General features: G+C 72.8%; 24 protein-coding genes. 14 read left to right on the top strand and 10 right to left on the bottom strand.

Annotated elements, in window-relative coordinates; genetic code table 11:
* Window positions 1-212: 212 nt before the first annotated feature.
* The gene (locus GXW74_RS04705; protein WP_211845122.1) at window positions 213-1,784 is read right to left on the bottom strand and encodes a hypothetical protein; all 1,572 of its coding nucleotides are present in this window, start codon (window positions 1,782-1,784) and stop codon (window positions 213-215) included.
* Window positions 1,781-2,479 carry a cysteine hydrolase family protein gene (locus GXW74_RS04700; RefSeq protein ID WP_211845121.1) on the bottom strand — a complete coding sequence of 233 codons (699 nt, stop codon included), beginning with the start codon at window positions 2,477-2,479 and terminating at the stop codon, window positions 1,781-1,783. The genes GXW74_RS04705 and GXW74_RS04700 overlap by 4 nt, the downstream gene beginning before the upstream one ends.
* Window positions 2,480-2,753: 274 nt before the next feature.
* On the opposite strand from GXW74_RS04700, the gene GXW74_RS04695 reads away from it, so the two are divergent.
* Window positions 2,754-3,689, top strand: a complete 936-nt coding sequence (locus tag GXW74_RS04695) for a hypothetical protein (RefSeq protein WP_211845120.1) — start codon at window positions 2,754-2,756, stop codon at window positions 3,687-3,689.
* Between the two features lie 147 nt (window positions 3,690-3,836).
* On the opposite strand, the gene GXW74_RS04690 is transcribed toward GXW74_RS04695, so the two are convergent.
* Together GXW74_RS04690 and cysQ are read right to left on the bottom strand one after the other, a co-directional pair.
* Window positions 3,837-4,799, bottom strand: coding sequence for an L-threonylcarbamoyladenylate synthase (locus tag GXW74_RS04690; protein WP_211845298.1), 963 nt, complete (start codon window positions 4,797-4,799; stop codon window positions 3,837-3,839).
* 5 nt (window positions 4,800-4,804) lie between these two features.
* Window positions 4,805-5,575: a 3'(2'),5'-bisphosphate nucleotidase CysQ gene (cysQ, locus tag GXW74_RS04685; protein ID WP_211845119.1), complete on the bottom strand. Its 771-nt coding sequence runs from the start codon at window positions 5,573-5,575 to the stop codon at window positions 4,805-4,807.
* 131 nt (window positions 5,576-5,706) lie between these two features.
* On the opposite strand from cysQ, the gene GXW74_RS04680 reads away from it, so the two are divergent.
* The 6 genes from GXW74_RS04680 (at window position 5,707) to GXW74_RS04655 (ending at window position 9,960) form a co-directional block, all read left to right on the top strand.
* Complete coding sequence (locus GXW74_RS04680) at window positions 5,707-7,182, top strand: leucyl aminopeptidase (protein WP_211845118.1); 1,476 nt, start codon at window positions 5,707-5,709, stop codon at window positions 7,180-7,182.
* A 10-nt stretch (window positions 7,183-7,192) separates the two neighbouring features.
* Complete coding sequence (locus tag GXW74_RS04675) at window positions 7,193-8,629, top strand: leucyl aminopeptidase family protein (protein WP_211845117.1); 1,437 nt, start codon at window positions 7,193-7,195, stop codon at window positions 8,627-8,629.
* 2 nt (window positions 8,630-8,631) lie between these two features.
* Window positions 8,632-9,048, top strand: a complete 417-nt coding sequence (locus tag GXW74_RS04670) for a hypothetical protein (protein ID WP_211845116.1) — start codon at window positions 8,632-8,634, stop codon at window positions 9,046-9,048.
* A 4-nt stretch (window positions 9,049-9,052) separates the two neighbouring features.
* Window positions 9,053-9,502: a DNA polymerase III subunit chi gene (locus GXW74_RS04665; RefSeq protein ID WP_211845115.1), complete on the top strand. Its 450-nt coding sequence runs from the start codon at window positions 9,053-9,055 to the stop codon at window positions 9,500-9,502.
* A gap of 80 nt (window positions 9,503-9,582) precedes the next feature.
* Window positions 9,583-9,720 (top strand): Hint domain-containing protein, encoded by a 138-nt coding sequence (locus GXW74_RS04660; RefSeq protein WP_211845114.1) that lies wholly within the window; start codon window positions 9,583-9,585, stop codon window positions 9,718-9,720.
* Window positions 9,721-9,750: 30 nt separating this feature from the next.
* Window positions 9,751-9,960, top strand: a complete 210-nt coding sequence (locus GXW74_RS04655; protein WP_211845113.1) for a hypothetical protein — start codon at window positions 9,751-9,753, stop codon at window positions 9,958-9,960.
* A gap of 125 nt (window positions 9,961-10,085) precedes the next feature.
* On the opposite strand, the gene GXW74_RS04650 is transcribed toward GXW74_RS04655, so the two are convergent.
* Window positions 10,086-11,051 (bottom strand): Bug family tripartite tricarboxylate transporter substrate binding protein, encoded by a 966-nt coding sequence (locus tag GXW74_RS04650; protein ID WP_211845112.1) that lies wholly within the window; start codon window positions 11,049-11,051, stop codon window positions 10,086-10,088.
* Window positions 11,052-11,214: 163 nt separating this feature from the next.
* Here GXW74_RS04650 and GXW74_RS04645 point away from each other — a divergent pair, with 163 nt between their 5' ends.
* Window positions 11,215-11,400, top strand: coding sequence for a hypothetical protein (locus tag GXW74_RS04645; protein WP_211845111.1), 186 nt, complete (start codon window positions 11,215-11,217; stop codon window positions 11,398-11,400).
* 250 nt (window positions 11,401-11,650) lie between these two features.
* On the opposite strand, the gene GXW74_RS04640 is transcribed toward GXW74_RS04645, so the two are convergent.
* Complete coding sequence (locus GXW74_RS04640) at window positions 11,651-13,516, bottom strand: ABC-F family ATP-binding cassette domain-containing protein (RefSeq protein ID WP_211845110.1); 1,866 nt, start codon at window positions 13,514-13,516, stop codon at window positions 11,651-11,653.
* A gap of 243 nt (window positions 13,517-13,759) precedes the next feature.
* On the opposite strand from GXW74_RS04640, the gene ndk reads away from it, so the two are divergent.
* The gene (gene ndk, locus GXW74_RS04635) at window positions 13,760-14,182 is read left to right on the top strand and encodes a nucleoside-diphosphate kinase (RefSeq protein ID WP_211845109.1); all 423 of its coding nucleotides are present in this window, start codon (window positions 13,760-13,762) and stop codon (window positions 14,180-14,182) included.
* A gap of 270 nt (window positions 14,183-14,452) precedes the next feature.
* Here ndk and GXW74_RS04630 read toward each other — a convergent pair whose 3' ends face one another.
* Window positions 14,453-14,689, bottom strand: coding sequence for a phage baseplate assembly protein V (locus tag GXW74_RS04630; RefSeq protein WP_211845108.1), 237 nt, complete (start codon window positions 14,687-14,689; stop codon window positions 14,453-14,455).
* A 302-nt stretch (window positions 14,690-14,991) separates the two neighbouring features.
* Here GXW74_RS04630 and GXW74_RS04625 point away from each other — a divergent pair, with 302 nt between their 5' ends.
* A complete protein-coding gene (locus GXW74_RS04625) occupies window positions 14,992-15,777 on the top strand; it encodes an EAL domain-containing protein (protein WP_211845107.1) in 786 nt (261 codons plus the stop codon).
* Between the two features lie 65 nt (window positions 15,778-15,842).
* Here the strand turns inward: GXW74_RS04625 and GXW74_RS04620 are convergent, their stop codons facing one another.
* The 3 genes from GXW74_RS04620 to purM are packed head-to-tail and all read right to left on the bottom strand — an operon-like array spanning window position 15,843 to window position 17,786.
* Entirely contained in the window at window positions 15,843-15,998 is a 156-nt protein-coding gene (locus GXW74_RS04620) for an aa3-type cytochrome c oxidase subunit IV (protein ID WP_211845106.1), read from the bottom strand.
* Between the two features lie 28 nt (window positions 15,999-16,026).
* The gene (gene purN / locus GXW74_RS04615; protein ID WP_211845105.1) at window positions 16,027-16,710 is read right to left on the bottom strand and encodes a phosphoribosylglycinamide formyltransferase; all 684 of its coding nucleotides are present in this window, start codon (window positions 16,708-16,710) and stop codon (window positions 16,027-16,029) included.
* Window positions 16,707-17,786 (bottom strand): phosphoribosylformylglycinamidine cyclo-ligase, encoded by a 1,080-nt coding sequence (gene purM, locus GXW74_RS04610; RefSeq protein WP_211845296.1) that lies wholly within the window; start codon window positions 17,784-17,786, stop codon window positions 16,707-16,709. The genes purN and purM overlap by 4 nt, the downstream gene beginning before the upstream one ends.
* Window positions 17,787-17,883: 97 nt before the next feature.
* Here purM and GXW74_RS27870 point away from each other — a divergent pair, with 97 nt between their 5' ends.
* From GXW74_RS27870 to GXW74_RS04595, 4 genes are read left to right on the top strand one after another with little or no spacing between them, the layout of a single operon-like run.
* Window positions 17,884-18,633, top strand: a complete 750-nt coding sequence (locus GXW74_RS27870; protein WP_246522879.1) for a hypothetical protein — start codon at window positions 17,884-17,886, stop codon at window positions 18,631-18,633.
* On the top strand, window positions 18,617-19,225 hold the full coding sequence (locus GXW74_RS04605; protein WP_246522878.1) for a CDP-alcohol phosphatidyltransferase family protein: 609 nt from the start codon (window positions 18,617-18,619) through the stop codon (window positions 19,223-19,225). Before GXW74_RS27870 ends, GXW74_RS04605 begins: the two co-directional genes overlap by 17 nt.
* The gene (locus GXW74_RS04600) at window positions 19,222-20,367 is read left to right on the top strand and encodes an AI-2E family transporter (protein ID WP_211845103.1); all 1,146 of its coding nucleotides are present in this window, start codon (window positions 19,222-19,224) and stop codon (window positions 20,365-20,367) included. The genes GXW74_RS04605 and GXW74_RS04600 overlap by 4 nt, the downstream gene beginning before the upstream one ends.
* Window positions 20,367-21,128 carry a P-loop NTPase family protein gene (locus GXW74_RS04595; RefSeq protein WP_211845102.1) on the top strand — a complete coding sequence of 254 codons (762 nt, stop codon included), beginning with the start codon at window positions 20,367-20,369 and terminating at the stop codon, window positions 21,126-21,128. Before GXW74_RS04600 ends, GXW74_RS04595 begins: the two co-directional genes overlap by 1 nt.
* The last annotated feature ends 1 nt before the right edge of the window (window position 21,129 follow it).

Genomic DNA, 21,129 nt, shown 5'->3' with positions numbered 1-21,129 from the left:
CGCAGGGTCCGGGGGGCACGCATGCCCCCCGGCGGGGGCCCGGGGGCGGCGCCCCCGGCCTCATACCAGCGGCCGCTATTCGCGACCGCTGGTATGAAGCTCTTCCTGCCCTCAGACGCCGGGCGCAAACCTCCGGTTTGCCTGGCTTCGCCGGATCGCCGGCGGGCCGCAGTCGCGGCCTCGGCATGAGTCGGTGACTCATGCCGCGGGTATTATTCGGCCGCTGCCGGCTTTGGCTCGAGTCCTGCCGTCAGCACCGGCCACCGCGCGCAGGCGAACAGGAACCCCGCCATCATCGCATAGGCCAGCGCCACCCCCGGCGTGACCGCGAAGCCCACCGCCGGCCCGTGCATGAAACCGAAGAAGGTCAGCACCGCGCCGGCACCGGCGAAGCCCGCAGCGTGGATCCAGTCCTTCTCGATGACGAAGGCCGCGATGGCGGCGAGGATCAACCCCGACAGGATCGCGCCCTCGCCCAGCACTTCGAGCCCCGGATAGAGCACGCCGAGCCCCGCGAGCTTGTCCATGCCCACCGCATGCGCGTTGGTCCCCGCCGCGCCGAGCGCCCCGTCGATCAGCGTCTTCGCCCAGGCGGCAAGGTGCGGCACCAGCCCCAGCACCACGGCCGGCGCGTGCGATTTCGGCGTTTCCTGGAAGGCCTGCGCGCCGATCAGCATGCCGATGTAGAGCAGGATGGGCGAGATCGCGACGACCGGGATCAGGTCGAGCAGCAGCGAGACGACGCCGAGCCAGGTCACCACCAGCACGGCCAGCCCCGTCGCGGCGGAATATCCGATCCGCCCGCCCATCGCCTTCCAGCCCGGATGGCCGATGTAGACCGCGTTGATGAAGGGGTTGCCCATCAGGCAGCCGATCAGGCTGACGACGCCGTCCGCCGTCAGCACGCGCGTGGTCGGGAAGGCGTCGCCCGCGGCTTCCGCGCTCTCGACGTTGTCCATCGCCTCGACCAGGTCGTAGATGCCGAAGGGGATCGCGGTCACCAGGATGATACCGAGGAACTCGAAGCCGCCGAAGACATGCCCGACCGCCGGCAGCGGCACCGAGAAGCCGATATTCGCCAGGGCGGAGAACAGCGCATCCACGCTGCGCCCGCCTGTGCCGAGCCCGAACAGCGCCGCGAGCCAGCCCACCGCCATGCCGAAGGCGATCGCGACCAGCCCCGCTGGCGTGCCGCGCGGATAGCGCAAGCCCCCGAACCACGAGGCCAGCACGATGGCGAAGCAGGCGAGGCCGATCGCGGGCGTCATGAACATCTCGAGCGCCGGGCGCATGGAGATGAAGGTGATCGACACCCCCGCCAGCGTGCCGAGCAGCGCCGCGCGCGGCGTGATCTTCCGGATGTAGGGCGCGACGAAGCCGCCCGCCATCAGGATGAAGGACTGGATGAAGACCCAGGTGAGCCCGGCTTCCCACCCCTTGATCGGGTCGCCCGTGCGCTGCGCGATCGGCAGCATGATCACCAGCACGACGACGAACATGTGCGGCACCGAGATGCCGGAGGGCAGCGCGCAGACATCCTCGCGCCCCGTCCGCGCCGCCAGCCGGTACGCCAGGAACGCGTAGTACCAGGTCGACAGCGCCATCATCAGCCCGGCGGCCGGCAGGATGCGGCCGAAGACGATCTCGGGCGGGATGTTCAGCACGAAGCGCAACAGCCCGGTCAGCACCAGCAGGTTGACCAGGATGTTCGTGCCGAAGCCGAACAGCGCGTTCCAGTCGCCCGGCGTCCACAGCGCCGGGCGCGTCGTCGTGGCCGTCGTCATGCCCCAGTCCTTTCCAGCTCCGCGGTAGCGCCGCCCATGGCGGCCAGAAGGCGCGTGGTGTCCGACACCCAGCCGAAGATCCCGCCCTGCGCGCTGACCATGGCGAGGGCCGCGCGGTGGAACTCCGGGAAGTAGGAGGCGCAGGCATCGCCCATGACGAGGCAGCGGAAGCCGCGGTCATTGGCCTCGCGCAGGGTGGTGTGGACGCAGACCTCGGTGGTGACGCCGGCGAGGAGCAGCGCCTCGATGCCGCGATGGCGGAGCATCGGCTCGAGCTCGGTGGCGTAGAAGGCGCCCTTGCCGGGCTTGTCGATCACCGGCTCGCCGTCCAGCGGGACGAGGGCAGGGACGATGTCATGCCCCGGCTCGCCGCGGATCAGGATGCGCCCCATCGGCCCCGGGTCGCCGATGCGCCTGGACGGTGCGCCGCGGCCGACCTTGGCGGGCGGCGCATCGGAAAGATCCGGCCGATGCCCCTCCCGCGTGTGGATGACCAGCATTCCGGCGGCCCGCGCCGCCTCCAGCAGCATCCGGCACGGCGCGATGGCCGCGGCGAGCAGCGACACGTCGTTGCCCAGCGTCTCCCCGAAGCCGCCTGGCTCCAGGAAGTCGCGCTGCATGTCGATGACGATGACGGCCGTGCGCGCGGGATCGAGCGCGATCGCCGAAGGTTCCGCCTGGACGAGGATGGGCATGGCATGCCTCCGCGGCACCGAGGTCATGGGCGACGCAAGGGGCGTGCCAGGTGCCCGCAACGATGGATGAAGCGTTTCGCAGAGCCGCGGGCCGCCGCACTGCATCATTTCCGCGCAGCCCTGCGACTTCGCTCGCCAGCGACGGCCTTGCACGCGTGTGGCCGTGGTTTGTCTTTCATGCACGTGAAACGTGCGGAGCCAGCATAAATTTCCACATTCGCGCGAGTGCTGCTCCGGCTAGCCTCCGGCCGCTCTCCTCACGGGATCTCGACGCATGACCTACACGATCGGCCTCGGCCTCCTCGGCCACGCCAGGCAGTGGTACCTTCCGGGCACCGACACGGGGGCCCTGCCTCCGCCGCCCGCGGATGATGCGCCGCCTCTGCTGCACGCCATCGTCGAGACCAACACCTCGCCCGTTCCTTCCGATCCGCTCTTCGGCGGCCTCGTGCAGGTCATCGAGACGAGCGAGCGCATCACGGTGGACGTGCTCGGCGCCTGGAACAGCGTGAAGAACGGCACCTTCGTCTCCGAAGGGGCCGAGAGCCTCGTCATGTCCGGCTTCGTCCATGCCGACGTGATGCTGGGCGGGGAGGGCAATTCCTCCGTGCTGCTGCTGGGCGCGAAGCGCGGCAATGTCGTCACCGGCGCAGGCGATGACGTCGTGAACATCCAGGTCGCGACCAACGGCGCCGAGTGGGTGAACGAGTTCCGCCTCGCGACCGGCGAAGGCGGCGACACGGTCATCCTCGGCGCGCTCGACATCGCCGCCGCGGCCGCCTTCGACAGCACCTTCGCCGCCACGACCCACGGGGCGGGCGACTTCACCGGCAATGCCGCGGGAACGCTCGTCATCGCCGATCTGGGCGGTGGCGATGACCGGTTCGTGGCACGGGGCGAGAGCCGCGATCACGTCCTCGGCGGGGCCGGCGGGGACATCATCGATGCCGGCGGCGGCGCGGACACGCTCGCGGGCGGTGAGGAGGCGGACATCTTCTTCTTCGCCCGCGGCGACGGCCAGGATGTGATCGTCGACTTCGCGCCCGGCGAGGACAGGTTGCTGTTCCGGGATCTCGACCCCGGCGAGATCGAGGCGATCCTGGCCGGCGCCGTGGAGCAGGATGGCGGCACGCTGCTGGCGCGGGGCGCCGACAGTGTCCTCCTGCTCGACCTGCTGCCGTCGGCCCTGACCCCGGCGGATTTCCTTTAGGGTCCTGCCTCCGAACTCCGCCGGACCTCGTCCTCGGCCCCGGCGATCGGACCAAGTTCCGGTTTCCAAAGGCCTTTCGGCCCTTGGCGGGGGTGGAGGGGGCAGAGCCCCCTCCCGGCCGCAAACCCTGCAGGCCGAAGCCGCCCGTCACCTCGGTGCCGCAGCCCGTTCGAGCCGGTCGTTGATCGCTGCCCCCAGCCCCTCCATCGGCACCGGCATCACCGCGATCCGCGCAAGCCCGCGCCGCCCGCCCTCCGCGTCCAGCCAGCGCAGCCCGGCAAAGAGCCGCGCGGCGGCTTCCTTCAGGTCGCGCGCCTCGGACATCTGCCACACGGCGCCTGCCCCAGGCAGGGCGGGCCCGAAGGCGAGCAGCGCCTCCTCCGGTGCCGCCTCCGTCGCGTTGAGCCGCACCGGCAGGGACGGCGCGTAGTGCGACAGCATCATCCCCGGGGAGCGCAGCGTGCGCGTCTTCTCGGCGGCCGACAAAGGCAGCGGCCGCGCCACCGGGCCGATCACCGCCTCGATCGCCTCCGCCGGCACCCCGCCGGGCCGCAGCAGCGCCGCGCCGCCGGCGGCGAGGTGCAGCACGGTGCTTTCCACCCCGACCTCGCAGGGGCCGCCGTCCAGCACCGCCGCGATCCGGCCGCCGAGCCCGTCCAGCACGTGCTGCGCCGTGGTCGGGCTGACCTGGCCGGAGCGGTTGGCCGACGGCCCCACCACCGGCATGCCCGCCGCGCGCAGCAGCGCGAGCGCGAGCGGATGCCCCGGCACCCGCACCGCCAGCGTGTCGAGCCCCGCGCCCGCCAGCAGGTCGACGTCGCATTCCGGCCGGCGCGGCAGCACCAGGGTCAGCGGCCCCGGCCAGAAGCGTTCCGCCAGCGCCCGCGCACGGTCATCCGCCACCACCTCGGCGCAGGCCGCCTCGGCGTCGGGGAAGTGGCAGATCAGCGGGTTGAAATGCGGCCGGCCCTTGGCCTCGAAGACGGCGGCGACGGCCTTTCCGTTCCGTGCATCGGCGCCCAGGCCGTAGACCGTCTCGGTCGGGAAGGCGACGAGTTCGCCTGCGCGCAGCAATTCCGCCGCGCGGGCCACGTCGTCCGGCCCCAGCATCAGCGTCACGGGCGCAGCCCCTCGCAGACGAAGCCGGGGTTCGCCCAGCCGGGCTTGCCATAGCGCAGGGGATTGCCGCCTTCGAGCAGCCGCAGCGTGCCGCCGGCGGCTTCCAGCACGGCGTGCGGCGCCGCGGTGTCCCATTCCATGGTCCGCCCGAAGCGCGGATAGAGGTCGGCGCTGCCCTCGGCGACCCGGCAGAACTTCTCCGCCGAGCCGATGTTGACGATGCGCGCCACCTGCCGGCCCGCGAGGAAGCGGTCCATGCGGGGGTCGTCCCGGTAGTGGTGGCTGCCCATCACGGTCAGCCCCTCGGGCGGCACGGCGCGGGCGGAGATCGGCCGCTCCCCCGTGGCGTCGCGCTTCCAGGCGCCGGCGCCGAGGCGGCCCCAGAACACCTCGCCGGTGGCCGGGATGGCGACGGCGCCGAGTACCGGCCGCCCGTCCTCGACCAGCCCGATGTTGACGGTGAAATTGTCCCGTCCGGCGGCGAATTCCCGCGTGCCGTCCAGCGGGTCGACCAGCCAGAAGCGATGGCCGGGATCGGTGGGCGCGGTGCCGGCCTCGATCTCCTCCTCGGCGATAACCGGGATGGCGGGGGCGGCGGCGCGCAGGCCCTCGACGATCAGCGCCTCGGCGATGCGGTCCGCCTCGGTGACCGGGGATCGGTCGGTCTTGCGCTCCACCGCGAAGCCGGCGGCGCGCACCGCATTGATGGCGGCGGCGGCCTCCGCGGCCAGGCGGACGGCAAGGGCGAGCAGGGCATCGTGATCCATGCGCCCCGTGTGGCGTCAGGCGGCGCGGCCCGCAAGCCCCGCCCGGCCGGGCTCGCGGGCCGCGCCCCTGGCCGGCCCGGGGCGCGCTGCGTAAGGTGACCGTCACAAGACATCGCCGGTCCGGAGTCCCCATGCCAGACATCGCCTTCGTGAAGCCCGCCCTGCCGCGCAGCGGCGCCCTGGTGCTGCCGCTGACCGAGGAGGCGCCGCTCGCCGGTCTCGCGAAGCAGGCGGACGAGGCGGCGGGCGGGGCGATTGCGCGCGGGCTGGAGGCCGCGAAGTTCAAGGGCCGCAAGGGCCAGACCGCGACCCTCTGGGCACCGGGCGCCGGGCTGAGCAAGGTGGTGGCGATCGGGCTCGGCAAGGCGGCAGACCTTGCCGCCACCGGCGCCGAGGCGGGCGGCGGGGCCATCGCCGGCCCGCTCGCGCAGGAACGCGAGGCCGTGGTCGCGGCGGACGGGCTGGCGCCGGCGCTTGCCGCCTCGCTCGCATTGGGCGTGCTGCTGAAGTCCTACCGCTTCGACCGCTACCGCACGACGGAGAAGGAGGAGGACAAGCCGAAGCTCGAGCGCGTCGCCGTCGCGACCTCCGACGCGACCAAGGCGAAGGCCGCCTTCGCCCCGATGCAGGCAGTGGCGGACGGGGTGTTCGTGACGCGCGACCTGGTGTCCGAACCGCCCAACGTGCTGACGCCGGCCGAATGCGCCGAACGTTGCAAGGCGCTGACCAAGCTCGGCGTCGAGGTCGAGATCCTCGGCCCGAAGGAGATGCGGAAGCTCGGCTTCGGCGCGCTGCTCGGCGTCGCGCAGGGCAGCGCGAACGAACCGCGCATGGTGGTGATGAAGTGGAACGGCGCGGCCAAGGGCAAGAAGCCGGGCAAGCCGGTCGCCTTCATCGGCAAGGGCGTGACCTTCGACACCGGCGGCATCTCCATCAAGCCCGCCGGCGGCATGGAGGACATGAAGTGGGACATGGCCGGCGCCGGCACGGTGATCGGGCTGATGGCGGCGCTCGCCGGGCGCAAGGCGAAGGCGGACGTGGTCGGCCTCGTCGGGCTGGTGGAGAACATGCCCTCCGGCACCGCGCAGCGGCCGGGCGACGTGGTGACGACCGCCTCGGGCCAGACGGTGGAAGTGATCAATACCGACGCCGAGGGGCGGCTCGTCCTCGCCGACGTGATCCACTACTGCATCGAGAAGCACGACCCGCGCTTCATGGTCGATCTCGCCACGCTGACCGGCGCCATCATCATCGCTCTCGGCCATGAGCACGCCGGCCTGTTCTCGAACGACGACACGCTGGCCCAGCGCATCGAGGCCGCCGGCAAGGCGGTCGGCGAGGCAGCCTGGCGCATGCCGCTCGGCGAGGCCTATGACAAGCAGATCAAGTCCGACATCGCCGACATGAAGAATGTCGGCGGCCGGCCGGGCGGTTCGATCACCGCGGCGCAATTCATCCAGCGCTTCGTGCAGGGGCGGCCCTGGGCGCATCTCGACATCGCCGGGACGGCCTGGAGCAACAAGGACCTGCCGACCGCGCCGAAGGGGGCGACCGCCTACGGCGTGCGGATGCTCGACCGCCTGGTCGCGGAGTACTACGAGGGCTGAGCGTGACGCCATGATCGCCGTCCATTTCCGCCGCGGCGCGCCAGGGGCCGAACCGCCCTGTGTCGTGCCCGTCGCGGAGGGCGCGGCGGTCCCGTCCGGGCTGGCCGCGGCTGCCGCGGCGGCACGCTTCACCGGCCGGGCCGATGCGGTGCTGGACCTGACGGGACCGCCGCGCCGGCTGCTCGTCGGCCTCGGCACCGCGCCGACGCCGCTCGCGCACGAGACCGCCGGCGCCGCGGCCGCGCTGGCCGCGGGGGAGGCGACGGAGCTTTCCGTGGCGGCGGAAGGTGTCGCGCCGGAGGATGCGGCGTCGCTCGCTGCCGGCATCGCCCTCGGCGCCTGGCACTTCGATGCCCTGCGCACGAGGGACGTGCCGAAGCGGCTGCGGCGCCTGACAGTCCGCACCGGGCAGCCGGAGGCGGCGGAGGCGGCCTTCGCGCGGCTCGCCCCCGGTGTCGCCGGTTGCCTGCTCGCGCGCGAACTGACCGTGGAGCCCGCCAACCGGCTGACCACGCGCGCCTTCGCCGAACGGCTGGAGGGGCTCGCCGAGGAGGGTATCGACGTCGAGATCCACGGCCGCAAATGGCTGGAGCAGCATGGCTTCGGCGCGCTGCTCGCGGTGGGCGGCGGCAGCGACAGCCCGCCGCGCCTCGTCGTGCTGCGCTGGCGCGGCGTGCTGCCCGTGCCGCCCGTCGCCCTTGTCGGCAAGGGGATCGTCTTCGACACCGGCGGCGTCTCGATCAAGCCCGCGGCGGGGATGGAGGCGATGCGCGCCGACATGGCGGGCGCGGCCGCCTGCGCGGGCGCGATGCTGGCATTGGCGCGGCGGGGATCCCCCGCGCCCGCGGTCGCCGTGCTGGCGATCGCGGAGAACGCGACCGGTGCGCGATCCTATCGCCCCGGCGACGTGATCCGTACCGCCTCCCGCCGCACGGTGGAGGTGATCGACACCGATGCCGAAGGACGGCTGGTGCTCGCCGATGCGCTGCACCATGCCATCACGCGCTTCCGCCCGCGCGCGGTGATCGACCTGGCGACGCTGACCGGATCGGTCGTCACCGCGCTGGGCCACCATCGCGCCGGGCTGTTCGGTACCGAGGCGGCGCTGATGGCCGCGGCAGCAGCGGCCGGGGAGGCGGTGGGCGAGAGGCTCTGGCCGCTGCCGATCGGCGCGCGGCATCGCGAGGACCTGGCCTCCGGCATCGCCGACCTGCGGCAATGCGCGCCGGCGAGCAGCGGCGCCTTCGGCGGGCGGCTGGTGCCCGACGCCTGCCACGCCGCGGCCTTCCTGCGCGAGTTCGCCGGCGAGGTGCCCTGGGCGCATCTCGACATCGCCGGCGTGGACACGGCGGAGGCGCCGCATGCGCTCGGACCGGCCGGGCCCACCGGCTTCGGCGCGCGGCTGCTGGACCGTCTGGTGGCGATGCGCTTCGAGCAGGAGACATGAGCATGCGGATGCGAATTCTCTGGCCGGCCTTCGCGCTGCTCGCCCTGCCGGTGGCCGCGCAGGGCCAAGCGCTCGTCGCCTGCGAACCGCTGGAGGCGACGTCCCGCCCAGGCATCATGCCCACCAGGGCCTATGCCGTGGAGATCGAGGGCGGCACGCTGCGCCGGATGGTGCTGACGCTGGCGAACGGCCAGCGCTCGACCACCGAATTCATGCCGATGTCGGGCGGGGTGTCGGTCCGCCTCATCACCTTCCCCGATCCGCGCGATGCGACGCGCGTGACCGCCGTGTTCAACCGCGCGGTCGTCAGCCCGGACGGCACCGTGCTGGTCGAGACCTGGCTGCGCCAGGCCGGGGATGCGGCGCCGGCGCACAACTTCTACCGCCTGCGCTGCCCGTTGGGCGGCGCGACCAAGTAGCCGCATGGCGGAGATCGGCTTCTACCACCTGACGCGGACCAGGCTGGAGCAGGCGCTGCCGAAGCTGCTCGGCCGCGTGCTGCAATCCGGCGGCCGCGCCTTCGTGCTGTGCGGGGAAGGCGAGCGCGCCAAGGCGCTCGATGCCGCGCTGTGGACGGTGGCGGACCCGGATTGGCTGCCGCACGGCCTGGCGGGCGGGGAAAACGACCCGCTGCAGCCGATCCTGCTCGGCACCGCCGATGTCCCGCCGGGCAACGGGGCGCGCTTCCTCTTCCTGGTGGATGGGGCGGAGAGCGCGCGGCTCGGCGACTACGACCGGGTGTTCGACCTTTTCGACGGTGGGGACGAGGCAGCGGTCGCCGCCGCGCGTCGTCGCTGGGCCGCGGCCAAGGCGGGTGGGCATGCGCTCGCCTACTGGCAACAGGGCGCCGGCGGCTGGGAGAGGAAGACCTGAGGGACGGCTTGAGGATGCGCCGAAAGGCGCAGTCTCGATGCCGGCACCGGCCCGCGCCGCCGGCCGCCCGCCCATCCCGCATGCCGGCCGCAGGTGGCCGGCCGCTCGCGGTTTCGCCCGACCACGCGATGCTGGTGGACGAGGTGCTGGTGCCTGCCGAATTGCTGGTCGACGGCGTTCGCGTCATCCGCCAGCCGCCGCGCGGCTCCGTCACCTAGTTCCATGTCGAACTGGACCAGCACGACGTCATGGTGGCGAACGGCGCCCCCGCGGAATCCTGCCTCGACATGGGCAACCGCGCGGCATTCGCGAATGCCGGGGTGCTGCGGATGCTGCACGCCGATCTCCGTCCCGTGGCCGGCCACGCGGTCGACGGCTGCTGTCCGCGCGCGACCGAGGGCCCGACGCTCGAGAATGCGCGCCTGACCATTGCCGCGCGGAGCGTCATCGCGGCGTGACAGCCGCGCGGGGGGGGGCGGCGCGGCCGGACGGGGGCCTCGGCCCCTGCGCCTGCCCGGTCGGCGCGAGAGAGCATCGACCGCCCGGGCTGCCGCCCAGGCGGATGGCGCGCCTGCCGGTCCGGTCAGCCCTGCAGACGGATCCCGGTCAGCTCCACCAGGCGCCGCCAGCGGGCCACTTCGTCCCGCTGGAAGGCGGCGAAGGCGTCGGACGGCAGGGGAGCCGCCACGAAGCCCTGGCCGTTCAGCCTCTCCCGCATCGCCGGCGCCGCCAGGATGCCCATCAGCGCATCGGACAGGCGGGTGACGACCTCCGCCGGGGTGCGCGCCGGGGCCCAGAGGCCGAACCAGGCATCGACGGCGAGATCCTGCGCGTTCAGCTCGGCGAAGGTCGGCACGTCCGGCGTTTCCGGCAGGCGTGCGGGTGCCCCGATGCCGAGGGCGCGCAGCCGCCCGTCGCGCACCAGCGCGACCACCTGGGGCCAGGTGGAGACGAAGAAGTCCACAGTGCCTGAGACCGTGTCCGTCGTCGCCTGCGCGCCGCCGCGATAGGGCACGTGCGTCGCTTCCATCCGTTCGCGCCGGACGAAGGTCTCGGCGATCACGTGGCTGGCCGAGCCGGCGCCGGAGGAGGCATAGGTCACCCGCCCGCCGTCGCGTCCCTTCGCTGCCAGTTCCGCCAGGGTCCGCGCGCCGTTGGCCGGCACGACGATCGCGTGGTGCACGGCGGCGAGGCGCGCGATCGGTGCGAAATCGGCCACCGGGTCGAAGGGCAGGGAGGGCAGCATCGCGGCATTGGCCGCATGCGTCTGGTTGTTGCCGAGCGAGAGCGTGTAGCCGTCCGCCGCGGCCTGTGCGACGGCCTGGGTGCCGACCACCGCCGCACCGCCGGGGCGATTGTCCACCACGAAGGTGCTGCCCGGGATCGCTTCCTGCAGCGCGGCGGCGAGGCCACGCGCCAGCACGTCGGTCGATCCCCCCGGCGGATAGGCGACGACAATGCGCACCGGGCGGGACGGCCAAGCCTGGGCGCGCACGGCGGCGGGCAGGGCGAGCACAGGGGTGGCGAGCAGCGCGCGGCGGCGGATCATGGCGGTCTCCTCCCGACGGCGCGAACGCGCCGGTCTTCGCGGCCCTGTAAGCCGATCCCGCGCCGGCGGTCCAGACGCGCGCGCCGGCTGTCACGCATCCTTTCGTTGTTTTCCATCGCGCGCAGGGACTAGCCTCGAAGCTCGGTACGAAGGGAGGGACGTGATGGACGTCATCGACTCGCTTCGGACGGGTGAAGCTGCCAAGAAGCCTCGCCCGCAGGTTGCGAAACTGCAGGAGCCGCCGACCGGGCGCGCCCTCTGGCCCACCTTCATGCGACGCACCCTGGATGAGGAAGACCTCCGGCGCTGCCAGCCGCCGTCGCCGCCGCGGGTGGCGAAGGCCGGTTGAGCTGCCGCGGCGCCGCGCCATGCGGGCGGGGCTCTCCGCCGGCCCGGCATGGGGGTTCGCGGAACGGCTGGCGTTCGCATCGGGTCGCGGCAACCGGCCAGGCCGCCCGTCGTCGTGAGCATTTTCGGCCGACCGGGTGAATCCGCCTGGGCGGGATCTGATGCGATTTCCCGCGCGACTGCCGCACCAACCCGGCGCGGGGGTGACGTTCGCCCTGCCGATGACCCGCCATCGGCAGGATCCGTTGGCATCAGGCGGCGTCGAGCCGGGCCGAGAGGTCGAGCCATTCCTCCTCGAGCGTCGCGATCTCCTTCGCGATCGCGGCGCGGCGGGTATTGGCCCAGGCGATATCCTCCGGCTTGAAGCGGGCATAGGTCGCGGGATCGGAAAGGCGCTTCTCGATCAGCGCGTCCTCGCGGGCGAGCTTGTCGAGCGCTGCTTCGACCTCCTTCAGCCGGGCGCGCAGGGGGGCGGTGGCAACGCGCGTGCCGGCACGTTCACGGCGGGCCTCGGCGCGGGCATCGCCATTCTCAGTCCTCGCGCCGCCGCGCGCGCGTTCGGCGAGCAGCGCGCGGTAGTCGTCGAGGTCGCCGTCGAAGTCGGTAACCGCCCCGTTCGCCACCAGCCAGAGCCGGTCGGCGGCGAGTTCGACCAGATGCGGGTCGTGGGTGATCAGCACCACGGCGCCGGCGTAGTCGGCCAGCGCCTTCACCAGCGCCTCGCGCGCATCGATGTCGAGGTGGTTGGTTGGTTCGTCGAGGATCAGCAGTTGCGGCGCGTCGCGGGTCGTCAGGGCGAGCAGCAGGCGGGCCTTCTCGCCGCCGGACAATGCGGTGATGCGATTGTCGGCGCGGTCGGCATCGAGGCCGAAGCGGGCCAGTTGCGATCGGCACTGCGTCTCGGTCGCCTTGGGCAGGGCTGCCTGCATGTGGGTCAGCGGCGTCCCGGCGAGGTCGAGTTCTTCCGCCTGGTGCTGCGCGAAATACCCGACGCGCAGGCGCGCATTGCGGAAATGCGTACCGCCTTCGGGCTGCAACCGCCCGGCGAGCAACTTGGCGAGCGTCGACTTGCCGTTTCCATTGGCCCCCAGCAGCGCGATGCGATCGTCCTGATCGAGGCGCAGGTGGAGGTTGCGCAGGATGGGCGTGCCACCATAGCCGACCGAACAGCCGTTGAGGGAGAGGATCGGCGGCGGCAGCTCGTCCGGCGAAGGGAAGGCGAAGCGGACGGGGGTGTCCTCGACCACCGCCTCGATCGGCGGCATGCGTTCCAGCGCCTTGATGCGGGACTGCGCCTGGCGAGCCTTGGAGGCCTTGTAGCGAAAGCGGTCGATGAAGGACTGGATATGGGCGCGCTCGGCGGCGATGCGTTCGTTGGCGGCGGCCTGCTGGGCCTGGCGTTCGGCGCGCATCCGCACGAAATCGGCGAAGTTGCCCTGGTAGAGGGTGATCTTCTGCTGATCGAGATGCGCGATGGAATCGACGCAGCGTTCCAGCAGGCCGCGATCGTGGCTGACCACGATGGCCGCGCCGGAAAAGCGCTGCAGCCAGGATTCCAGCCACATCGTCGCTTCGAGGTCGAGGTGGTTGGTCGGTTCGTCGAGCAGCAGCAACTCGGGTTCGAGGAAGAGTGCGCGGGCGAGGGCGACGCGCATGCGCCAGCCACCGGAGAATTCGCGCGAGGGTCGCGCCTGCGCCGTCGCGTCGAAACCGAGTCCGGAGAGGATCGCGCCCGCGCGGGCCGGGGCGCTGTCGGCGCGGATGGCGATCAGCCGGTCATGGATCTCGGCGAGGCGCGCCGGGTCGGGATGGCTGTCGGCCTCGGCGAGCAGGGCGGCGCGTTCGGTGTCGGCGGCGAGGACGACGTCGAGCAGGGCCTCGTCGCCGCCCGGAGCTTCCTGCGCCACATGCGCCATGCGGGCGCGGGCGGCGAGGCGGATCTCCCCGCCATCGGGCTGGAGGTCGCCGGTGACCGCCTTCAGCAGGGTGGACTTGCCGGCGCCGTTACGGCCGACGAGGCCAACCTTGCGGCCATCGTCGATCTGCAGGTTCGCACCCTCCAGCAGCGGCCGGCCGGCGATGCGGATGGTCAGGTCGCGGATGGTCAGGACGGTCATGGGGTCGCGGTTCTAGCGGGCCTGGGCGCCGCTGTCATACCGGCAGGCCCTTCCGATGGTCAGGACGCCGGAAGGCCCGGCGGCATGGCGCGCAGGGCTGGCGCGGCGGCTGCGCAGGAGACGGGGAGGCCGGGACGGCGTCAGCCGAAAGGCGGGCCGGCATCGGTCATGCCGCGGGGGTTGCGCGGCAGCCGCATCCCGCCTATCGGGCGCCCCGACTCTGAAAAGACCGAGGACAGCCCCATGGCCATCGAACGCACCTTTTCCATCATCAAGCCGGACGCGACCCGCCGCAACCTGACGGGCGCCATCAACGCCATCTTCGAGAAGAACGGCCTCGCCATCGTCGCGCAGAAGCGCATCTGGATGTCCCGCGCGCACGCCAAGAAGTTCTACGAAGTGCACGCCGAGCGCCCCTTCTACAACGACCTGGTGGACTTCATGGTCTCCGGCCCGGTGGTGGTGCAGGTGCTGGAAGGCGAGAACGCCGTGGCGAAGAACCGCGAGCTGATGGGCGCGACCAACCCGGCCAATGCCGCCGAGGGTACCATCCGCAAGCTGTTCGCCGAGAGCATCGAGGCGAATTCCGTGCACGGGTCCGACAGCGTCGAGAATGCGGCGATCGAAATCGCCTACTTCTTTGCCGGCTACGAGATCGTCGGCTGACACCGAGGCGCCTCGGCGCCGGCTGAATCTCAGGGGCGGGCGCCGATGCGCCCCGGCGCCGGCCCGCACCGCGCGGAACGGCGCAGGGCCGCCGCCGGCGGATCAGATGCGGCCGGGATGTTCATCCCGCCGCGCCCGGTTCGAGGGATCGCTGGAGAATGTGCCGTACGGCGCATTCCGGGGTCCGGCCCGCACCCCCCCCATGCGGCGACCCAGAGACGGTCTCGCCGATGGGTGGCCGGGCCGGTGCCCGCATTCCCGAACGGTTTCTCAGCGGCTGAGGCCCAGCACCACCGGATGATCGGCGTCGCCGTGCTCGAAGGCGACCCAGACCTCGGACCCGAGGCCGACAGCGGTGCCGGGGGTTGCGCCGAAGGGCGTGCAGACCGCGGCCCAGATCCCGCCCGAGCCCGCCAGGGCCGGCAACTGGATGCGGACCCGGCCCGCGCCCGAGGGATCCGCGGTGTCGGTGACGATCCCGCGCGCCAAACCGTTGATCGCGGCCATGTGGCCCTCCTTCGCTTCGCTCCACGGCAGCCTTGCGCAGATCGCGGCGGCCGTGCGAGCCGCCTCCCCGAATGCTACGCCTCATGCCGAACCGGGCGCAGCATGGCCGACGCGTGCGCGGGCGCGATGACCGTGGTCACGGCGCGGTCCGGCATCCGTCCCGATGGCCACCGCCTTTGCGTGCGGCGCGGCGCACCGGGGCAGGGGCGCGGTTCCTCGGCAGGCCGATCGCGGCCGACGCTGACGCCACGTTAAGGCCGCGCGGTGCCTCATGACCGCTCCGGTCGAGGAGGCTTGGTCGCATGGATCGCACGGTGACGCGCGCCGCGCAGATGGAAGGGCAGGTGGATCCGGCGGCGGACCTCGCGGCGGCGCTCGCCGCCGGCGGCGTCGGCCTGCGGCTCGATCTGCAGCCGATCTGCGCGGCGAGCAGCCTGACGCCCGTCGGCTACGAGGCGCTGCTGCGCTGGGAGCACCCGGTCCTCGGCGCCGTATCGGCGCTCGATACCCTGGCCGCCGCGGAGGCCGGGGGGCGGATCGTCGCTCTCGAAGCCTGGACCCTGGTCACCGCTTTCCGGCTGCGCGCGAGCTGGCCGTCAGGCGGGCCCTACCTGGCGGTGAACGTCTCGGCCGCCGGCATCCTCGAGGGGCATGCGGCACCGATGATCCGGGCGGCGCTGGGCGCTACTGGCGTCGAGCCGCGCGGGATTCTCGTGGAACTGCCCGAGGCCGCGGTGGCACGGGATATCCCGGCGGCGCTGGACCTGACGGGTGCGATCCGGCGGCTCGGCATCGCGGCGGCGCTCGATGATTTCGGCGGCACCCACGGCTCGGCGCGCATCCTGCGCGACATCGCCTTCGCGGCGGTCAAGATCGATCCCGAACTGACCGGGGGGCTCGAAGGCGGCGGCCCGGCGGCAGGCCGCGCCCGCGCGATGGTCACCGCAGTGGTGGAAATGGCGCACGCCATGGGCGCCACCGCCATCGCCGAGGCGGTGGAAACCGCCGGGCAGATGAGCGCGTTGCGCGATGCGGGCTGCGATGCCCTGCAGGGCTGGCTGCTCGGACGCCCGGGTCCGGCGACCTGAGCGCCCGCGGCGGCCTCGGGGGACCACTTGAGAATGCGCCGCTCGGCGCATTCTCAAGCGGCCTCTCAACCCCAGAAGACGTAGATGCCCACCAGAAGCACGGCGATGGCGACGACCGAGTAGGTCACGAAACTCGTGAATCCGGCCCAGCTCTGCTGGCGCTCGGCGAGGATGTCGCCGGCCTTCACTTCCACGAATTCGTAGGTCTGCTGTTCGGCCACGATACGCCCCCAACCTCGCTTGCTGGCCTCAGCCTTTAGAAAGCCCGGACGGGATCGGCAAGGGGTTGGCGAGAACGCCCTCCGCCGGCGCGCAATCCCTCAGCCTGGCGCAGCCGTCCTGCACGCTCACCCGGCCGGCGGCGAGCCAGGCGAGCGCGGCCGGATACAGCCGGTGCTCCTGCGCCAGCACGCGCGCGGCGAGGCTCGCCTCGGTGTCGCCCGGCAGCACCGGGACGGCGGCCTGGGCGAGGATCGGCCCCTCATCCACCCCGGCATTGACCAGGTGCACGGTGCAGCCATGCAGCCGCACCCCGGCGGCGAGCGCGCGGGCATGGGTGTCGAGTCCCGGGAAGGCCGGCAGCAGGGAGGGGTGGACGTTGATCATCCGTCCTTCCCATCGCGAGACGAAGCCTTCCGTCAGCACGCGCATGAAGCCGGCGAGGGCGATGATCTCGGCGCCGTGGCGGGCGAGCTCGGCTTCCATCGCCGCCTCGAATCCGGGGCGGTCGCCCCGGAAGGCGCGGCTTTCCACCACCGCCGTCGGCACGCCGCGCGCGGCGGCATGCGCGAGCCCGGCGGCATCGGCGCGGTTCGACAGCACCAGCGCGATCTCGGCCGGATAGGCTGGATCGGACGCGGCGGCGAGCAGCGCCGCCATGTTCGATCCGCGCCCCGAGATCAGCACCGCGACGCGGCGGCGCGCCGGGCTCATGCCCCGCGCGGCCAGGCGGCGGGGAGGGCGTCGATGCGGATGGCGGCCGCGCCTTCGGAGGCTTCCAGCGCGCCGATGCGGAAAACGCGCTCGCCGGCGGCTTCGAGCATGGAGGCGGCCTCGCCGGCGCGTGCCGCCGGGACGGCGATCACCATGCCGAGGCCGCAGTTGAAGACGCGCAGCATCTCCTCCGCCGTGACGTTCCCGGCCTCGGCGAGGAAGGCGAAGACCGGCGGCACCGGCCAGGACGTCCCGTCGAGCACGGCGGTGAGGCCCGCCGGCAGCACGCGCGGCAGGTTGCCGGGCAGGCCGCCGCCGGTGATGTGCGCCGCCGCCTTGAGCAGCCCGGCGCGGTGCAGCGCCAGCAGCGGCTTCACATAGACGCGGGTCGGCTCCAGCAGCGCCTCGCCCAGCGTCCTGCCGGGGGCGAAGGGCGCGGCGTCGGCGAGCGTCAGGCCGCGCGCCTCCAGCACCCGCCGTACCAGGGAGAAGCCGTTGGAATGCACGCCGGAGGAGGCGAGTCCGAGCAGCACGTCCCCCGCCGCGACGCCTGCCGGCAGCAATGCGGTGCGTTCCGCCGCGCCGACCGAGAATCCGGCAAGGTCGTAGTCGCCCTTGGCGTACATGCCGGGCATCTCGGCCGTCTCGCCGCCCACCAGGGCGCAGCCGGCCTGCCGGCAGCCTTCGGCGATGCCCGCGATGACATCCTTCGCGGCCGCGACCTCAAGCTTCCCGGTGGCGAAATAATCGAGGAAGAAGAGCGGCTCGGCGCCCTGCACCACCAGGTCGTTCACGCACATGGCGACGAGGTCGATGCCGACGGTGGCGTGGATCCCGGCCTCGATGGCGACGCGCAGCTTGGTGCCGACGCCGTCGGTGGAGGAGACGAGCACCGGGTCCTTGAACCCCGCCGCCTTGAGGTCGAACAGCGCGCCGAAGCCGCCCAATCCGCCCATGGTGCCGGCGCGGTCGGTGGCGCGGGCGAGCGGCTTGATCGCCTCGACCAGCGCATCGCCGGCCTCGATGTCCACGCCCGCCGCGCGATAGGTGAGGGAGGGAGACGGGGAACTGGTCAGGGCGGCCTCCGATCGGCTATGGGCTAGGGCTGAGGCGGCACGGATCCGGCGCCGCGGGGCGGCCGCTCTCGGCCGCTGTCAGGAAATGGGGAAGGCTATGCCGCTCAAGGGTCGTCTCGCGCCGGCGCGCGGAAAGAACCATGCGGCGGCGCTCATCGCAACCGCCCTGCTTTCCCTGGCCGTGCCCGGCATCGCTCGGGCCCAGGAGGCACCGGCCGCACCGGCCGCGCCGGCCGCGCCGGCCGCCCTGTCCTTCACCCAGCGCGGCGTCCCGGCCGAGGCGACGGCGGAGAACGGCGTGATCGCGCGCGAACGCGCCTTCGTGGCGGGCCGCCGCGCGGCCTGGGAACGGATCGCGGGCGCCGCCGGCGTGACGCGCCAGCTCTCCGACGCGCAGATCGAGGCGATGGTGAGCTCCATCATCATCGAGGAGGAACGCACCTCCCCTACGCGCTACGCCGGGCGGATCACGGTCAACTTCAACCCGGCGCGCGCCCGCAGCTATCTTGGCAGCGCCGGCACGGCGGAGGGCGGCACGGTATCCTCCGGCGCCACGGAGGGCGACGCGGTGCCGCGGCCAGGCCCCCCCGTGGCGGTGGCGTCGACGGTCGATGCGGTCGCGCTCTACGGCTCGCTCAACGAATGGCTCGAACTGCGGCGGCGCCTGCGCGGCGCGGCACGGGTCGAGGTGGTGGCGATCTCCACCGACCGGGCGCGGCTGCGCCTCGGCCTGCGCACCGCGCCGGCCCTGGCGGCGGAAGAACTCGGACGGCAGGGCATCATCCTCGCCCCGGGTTCGGGGGCGCCCGGCGACGCCTGGCGCGTGGGCCTTGGCGGACGCTCCTGACCGCGTGCGGCGGCCGGGGCAGCCGGCCTCGGCGGATGTGGAGGCGGGGCTCTTCACCCTGCCGAACCTCATCACCCTGGGGCGCCTGTTCGCCGTGCCGGCGGCGGTGTGGCTGATGCTGCAGCACAGGCTCGACATCGCCTTCATGGTCTTCGTCGGCGCCGGCATCTCGGATGCGATCGACGGCTGGCTGGCACGGGTGCGCAACGCGCGCTCGGCGCTCGGCGCGCTGCTCGACCCGATCGCGGACAAGGCGCTGCTGGTTTCGGTCTATGTCACGCTGGCGGCGATCGGGGTGCTGCCGGACTGGCTCGCCATCCTGGTGGTGTTCCGCGACCTGCTGATCGTCGGCGGCGTCATCTTCCTCTGGGTGCTCGGCGTGCCGGCGCGGATCAAGCCGCTGATGATCTCCAAGGCGAACACCTTCGCGCAGATCGCGCTGGCGGCGCTGGCCCTGCTGCTGGCGGGCTTCGGCCTGTCCGCGCCGCTGCTGCTGGAGGCGGCGATCTGGCTCGTCGCCGTCACCACCTTCGCCTCGGGCGCGGCCTATGTGCGGCAGGCGGCGCGGCTCACCGGCGACGGCCGGCCATGAGCGAGGCGCCGGCCCGTCCGCCCGCGCCGGCAGGCGGGCGCTTTCCGCCGCCCGCCGCGCCACGCACCGCGACGCCGCGGCAGCGGCTGGGGCTGCTCATCGGCTTCGGCGGTACGCTGCTGTTCAGCCTCTGGCTGTTCCAGGGGATCCTGACGCCCTTCGTGCTCGCCGCCGTGATCGCCTATTTCCTCGATCCGGTCGCGACGCGTCTGACGCGCATCGGCGTGCGGCGGAGCCTCGCCGCCGTCCTGCTGATCTTCCTGCTGATGGCGCTCGCGCTGGTCGCGGGGCTGCTGCTGTACCCGATCATCCTCTCGCAGATCGGCATCCTGGTGCAGCGGCTGCCGGCCTATGTCGCCGGCGTCGCCGCCCTGCTCCAGGAAGGGCTGTTGCGGCTCGAGGAAGCGCTGGGCCCGGAGATGATGGACCAGCGCCTGCGCGACCTTGCGATCAACCAGGCGGGCACCATGCTCTCCTGGCTCGGCACGGCGGCGACGCGGCTGATCGGCGGCGGCTTCGCGCTGTTCCAGGTCTTCACGCTGCTGGTGGTGGTGCCGGTCGTCGCCTTCTACCTGCTGCGCGACTGGCCGGGGATGCTGGCACGCATCGAATCCTGGCTGCCGCGGCGCAATGCCGCGGTGCTGCGGCAACTGGCGCGGGACACCGACCGCGTGCTCTCGGCCTGGCTGCGGGGGCAGTTGCTGTGCTGCGCGGCGCTCGGCGTGTTCTACGCCGTGGCGCTGCAACTGGTGGGGCTCGAGCTCGGCATCACCATCGGGCTGATGGCCGGCATCCTGACCTTCATTCCCTATGTCGGCTCGCTGACCGGCTTCGTCGCGGCGGTGCTGCTGGCGATGGGCCAGTTCGGCACCTGGAACGAGGTGCTGATGGTGGTCGGCATCTTCTTCGTCGGCCAGACCATCGAGGGCTACGTCATCTACCCCTACCTGCTCGGCGACCGCGTCGAGCTTCATGCGGTGTGGGTGATCTTCGCGCTCTTCGCCGGCGGCGTGGCCTTCGGCTTCCTCGGCGTGCTGCTGGCGGTGCCGATGGCGGCCGCGCTCGGCGTGGTCGCGCGGTACTGGCTGCGGCGCTATCTGGAAAGCCCACTCTACCTCGACCCGCCGCGGACGGGGATGTGATGACCGGCCCGCGGACCTCCGCGCCCGGCAGGGCGCGGCAATTCGCGCTGCCGCTGCCGCTTGCCGTGTCCTCCGCGCGGGCAGACCTGCTGGAGGATGCCTCCAACGCCGAGGCCCTGGCCTGGCTTGACCGTCCCGAGACCTGGCCCGGCGGACGGCTCGCGCTGTTCGGGCCGGAGGGGGTGGGCAAGTCCCACATGGCGCGCGCCTTCGCCGCGGAACAGAGCTGGCGCCTGCTGGAGGGTCCCTGCCTGCGCGGCCTGCCGCCGCCGGCGGCCGGCGGCACGGTGCTGGACGATGCCGACGCCGTCGCCGAGGAAACGGCCCTGCTGCACCTGGTCAACCTCTGTGCCGAGCGCCGGGAAGGGCTGCTGCTGGTCGGGCGAGAGGCGCCGGCGCGCTGGCGCGTGGCGCTGCCGGACCTCGCCAGCCGGCTGCGGGCGACGGCCGCGGTCGGGATCGGCCGGCCCGGGGATGCGCTGCTCGCGGCGCTGCTCGCCAAGCTGTTTGCCGACCGGCAGTTGCGCGTGGCGGCTGAGGTGCGGGCCTGGCTGCTCGCCCGCCTGCCGCGGGAAGCGGCGGCGCTGGCCGAGGCGGTGGCGCGGCTCGACCGCGCCGCCCTCGTCGCCGCGGCGCCGGTCACCCGTGCCCTCGCGCGCGCGACGCTGGCCGGCTGGGAAGGGTTCGGAGAAGCGCCGGACGATGATGCTTCCGAGACATCCGCGAACCCGGCCTCGCCCGCCGCCCCCGCGCTGCTGTAGG

This window comes from Neoroseomonas eburnea, assembly GCF_018129005.1.
Taxonomy (GTDB): domain Bacteria; phylum Pseudomonadota; class Alphaproteobacteria; order Acetobacterales; family Acetobacteraceae; genus Neoroseomonas; species Neoroseomonas eburnea.
This window is presented reverse-complemented; position numbering and strand designations above follow the sequence as displayed.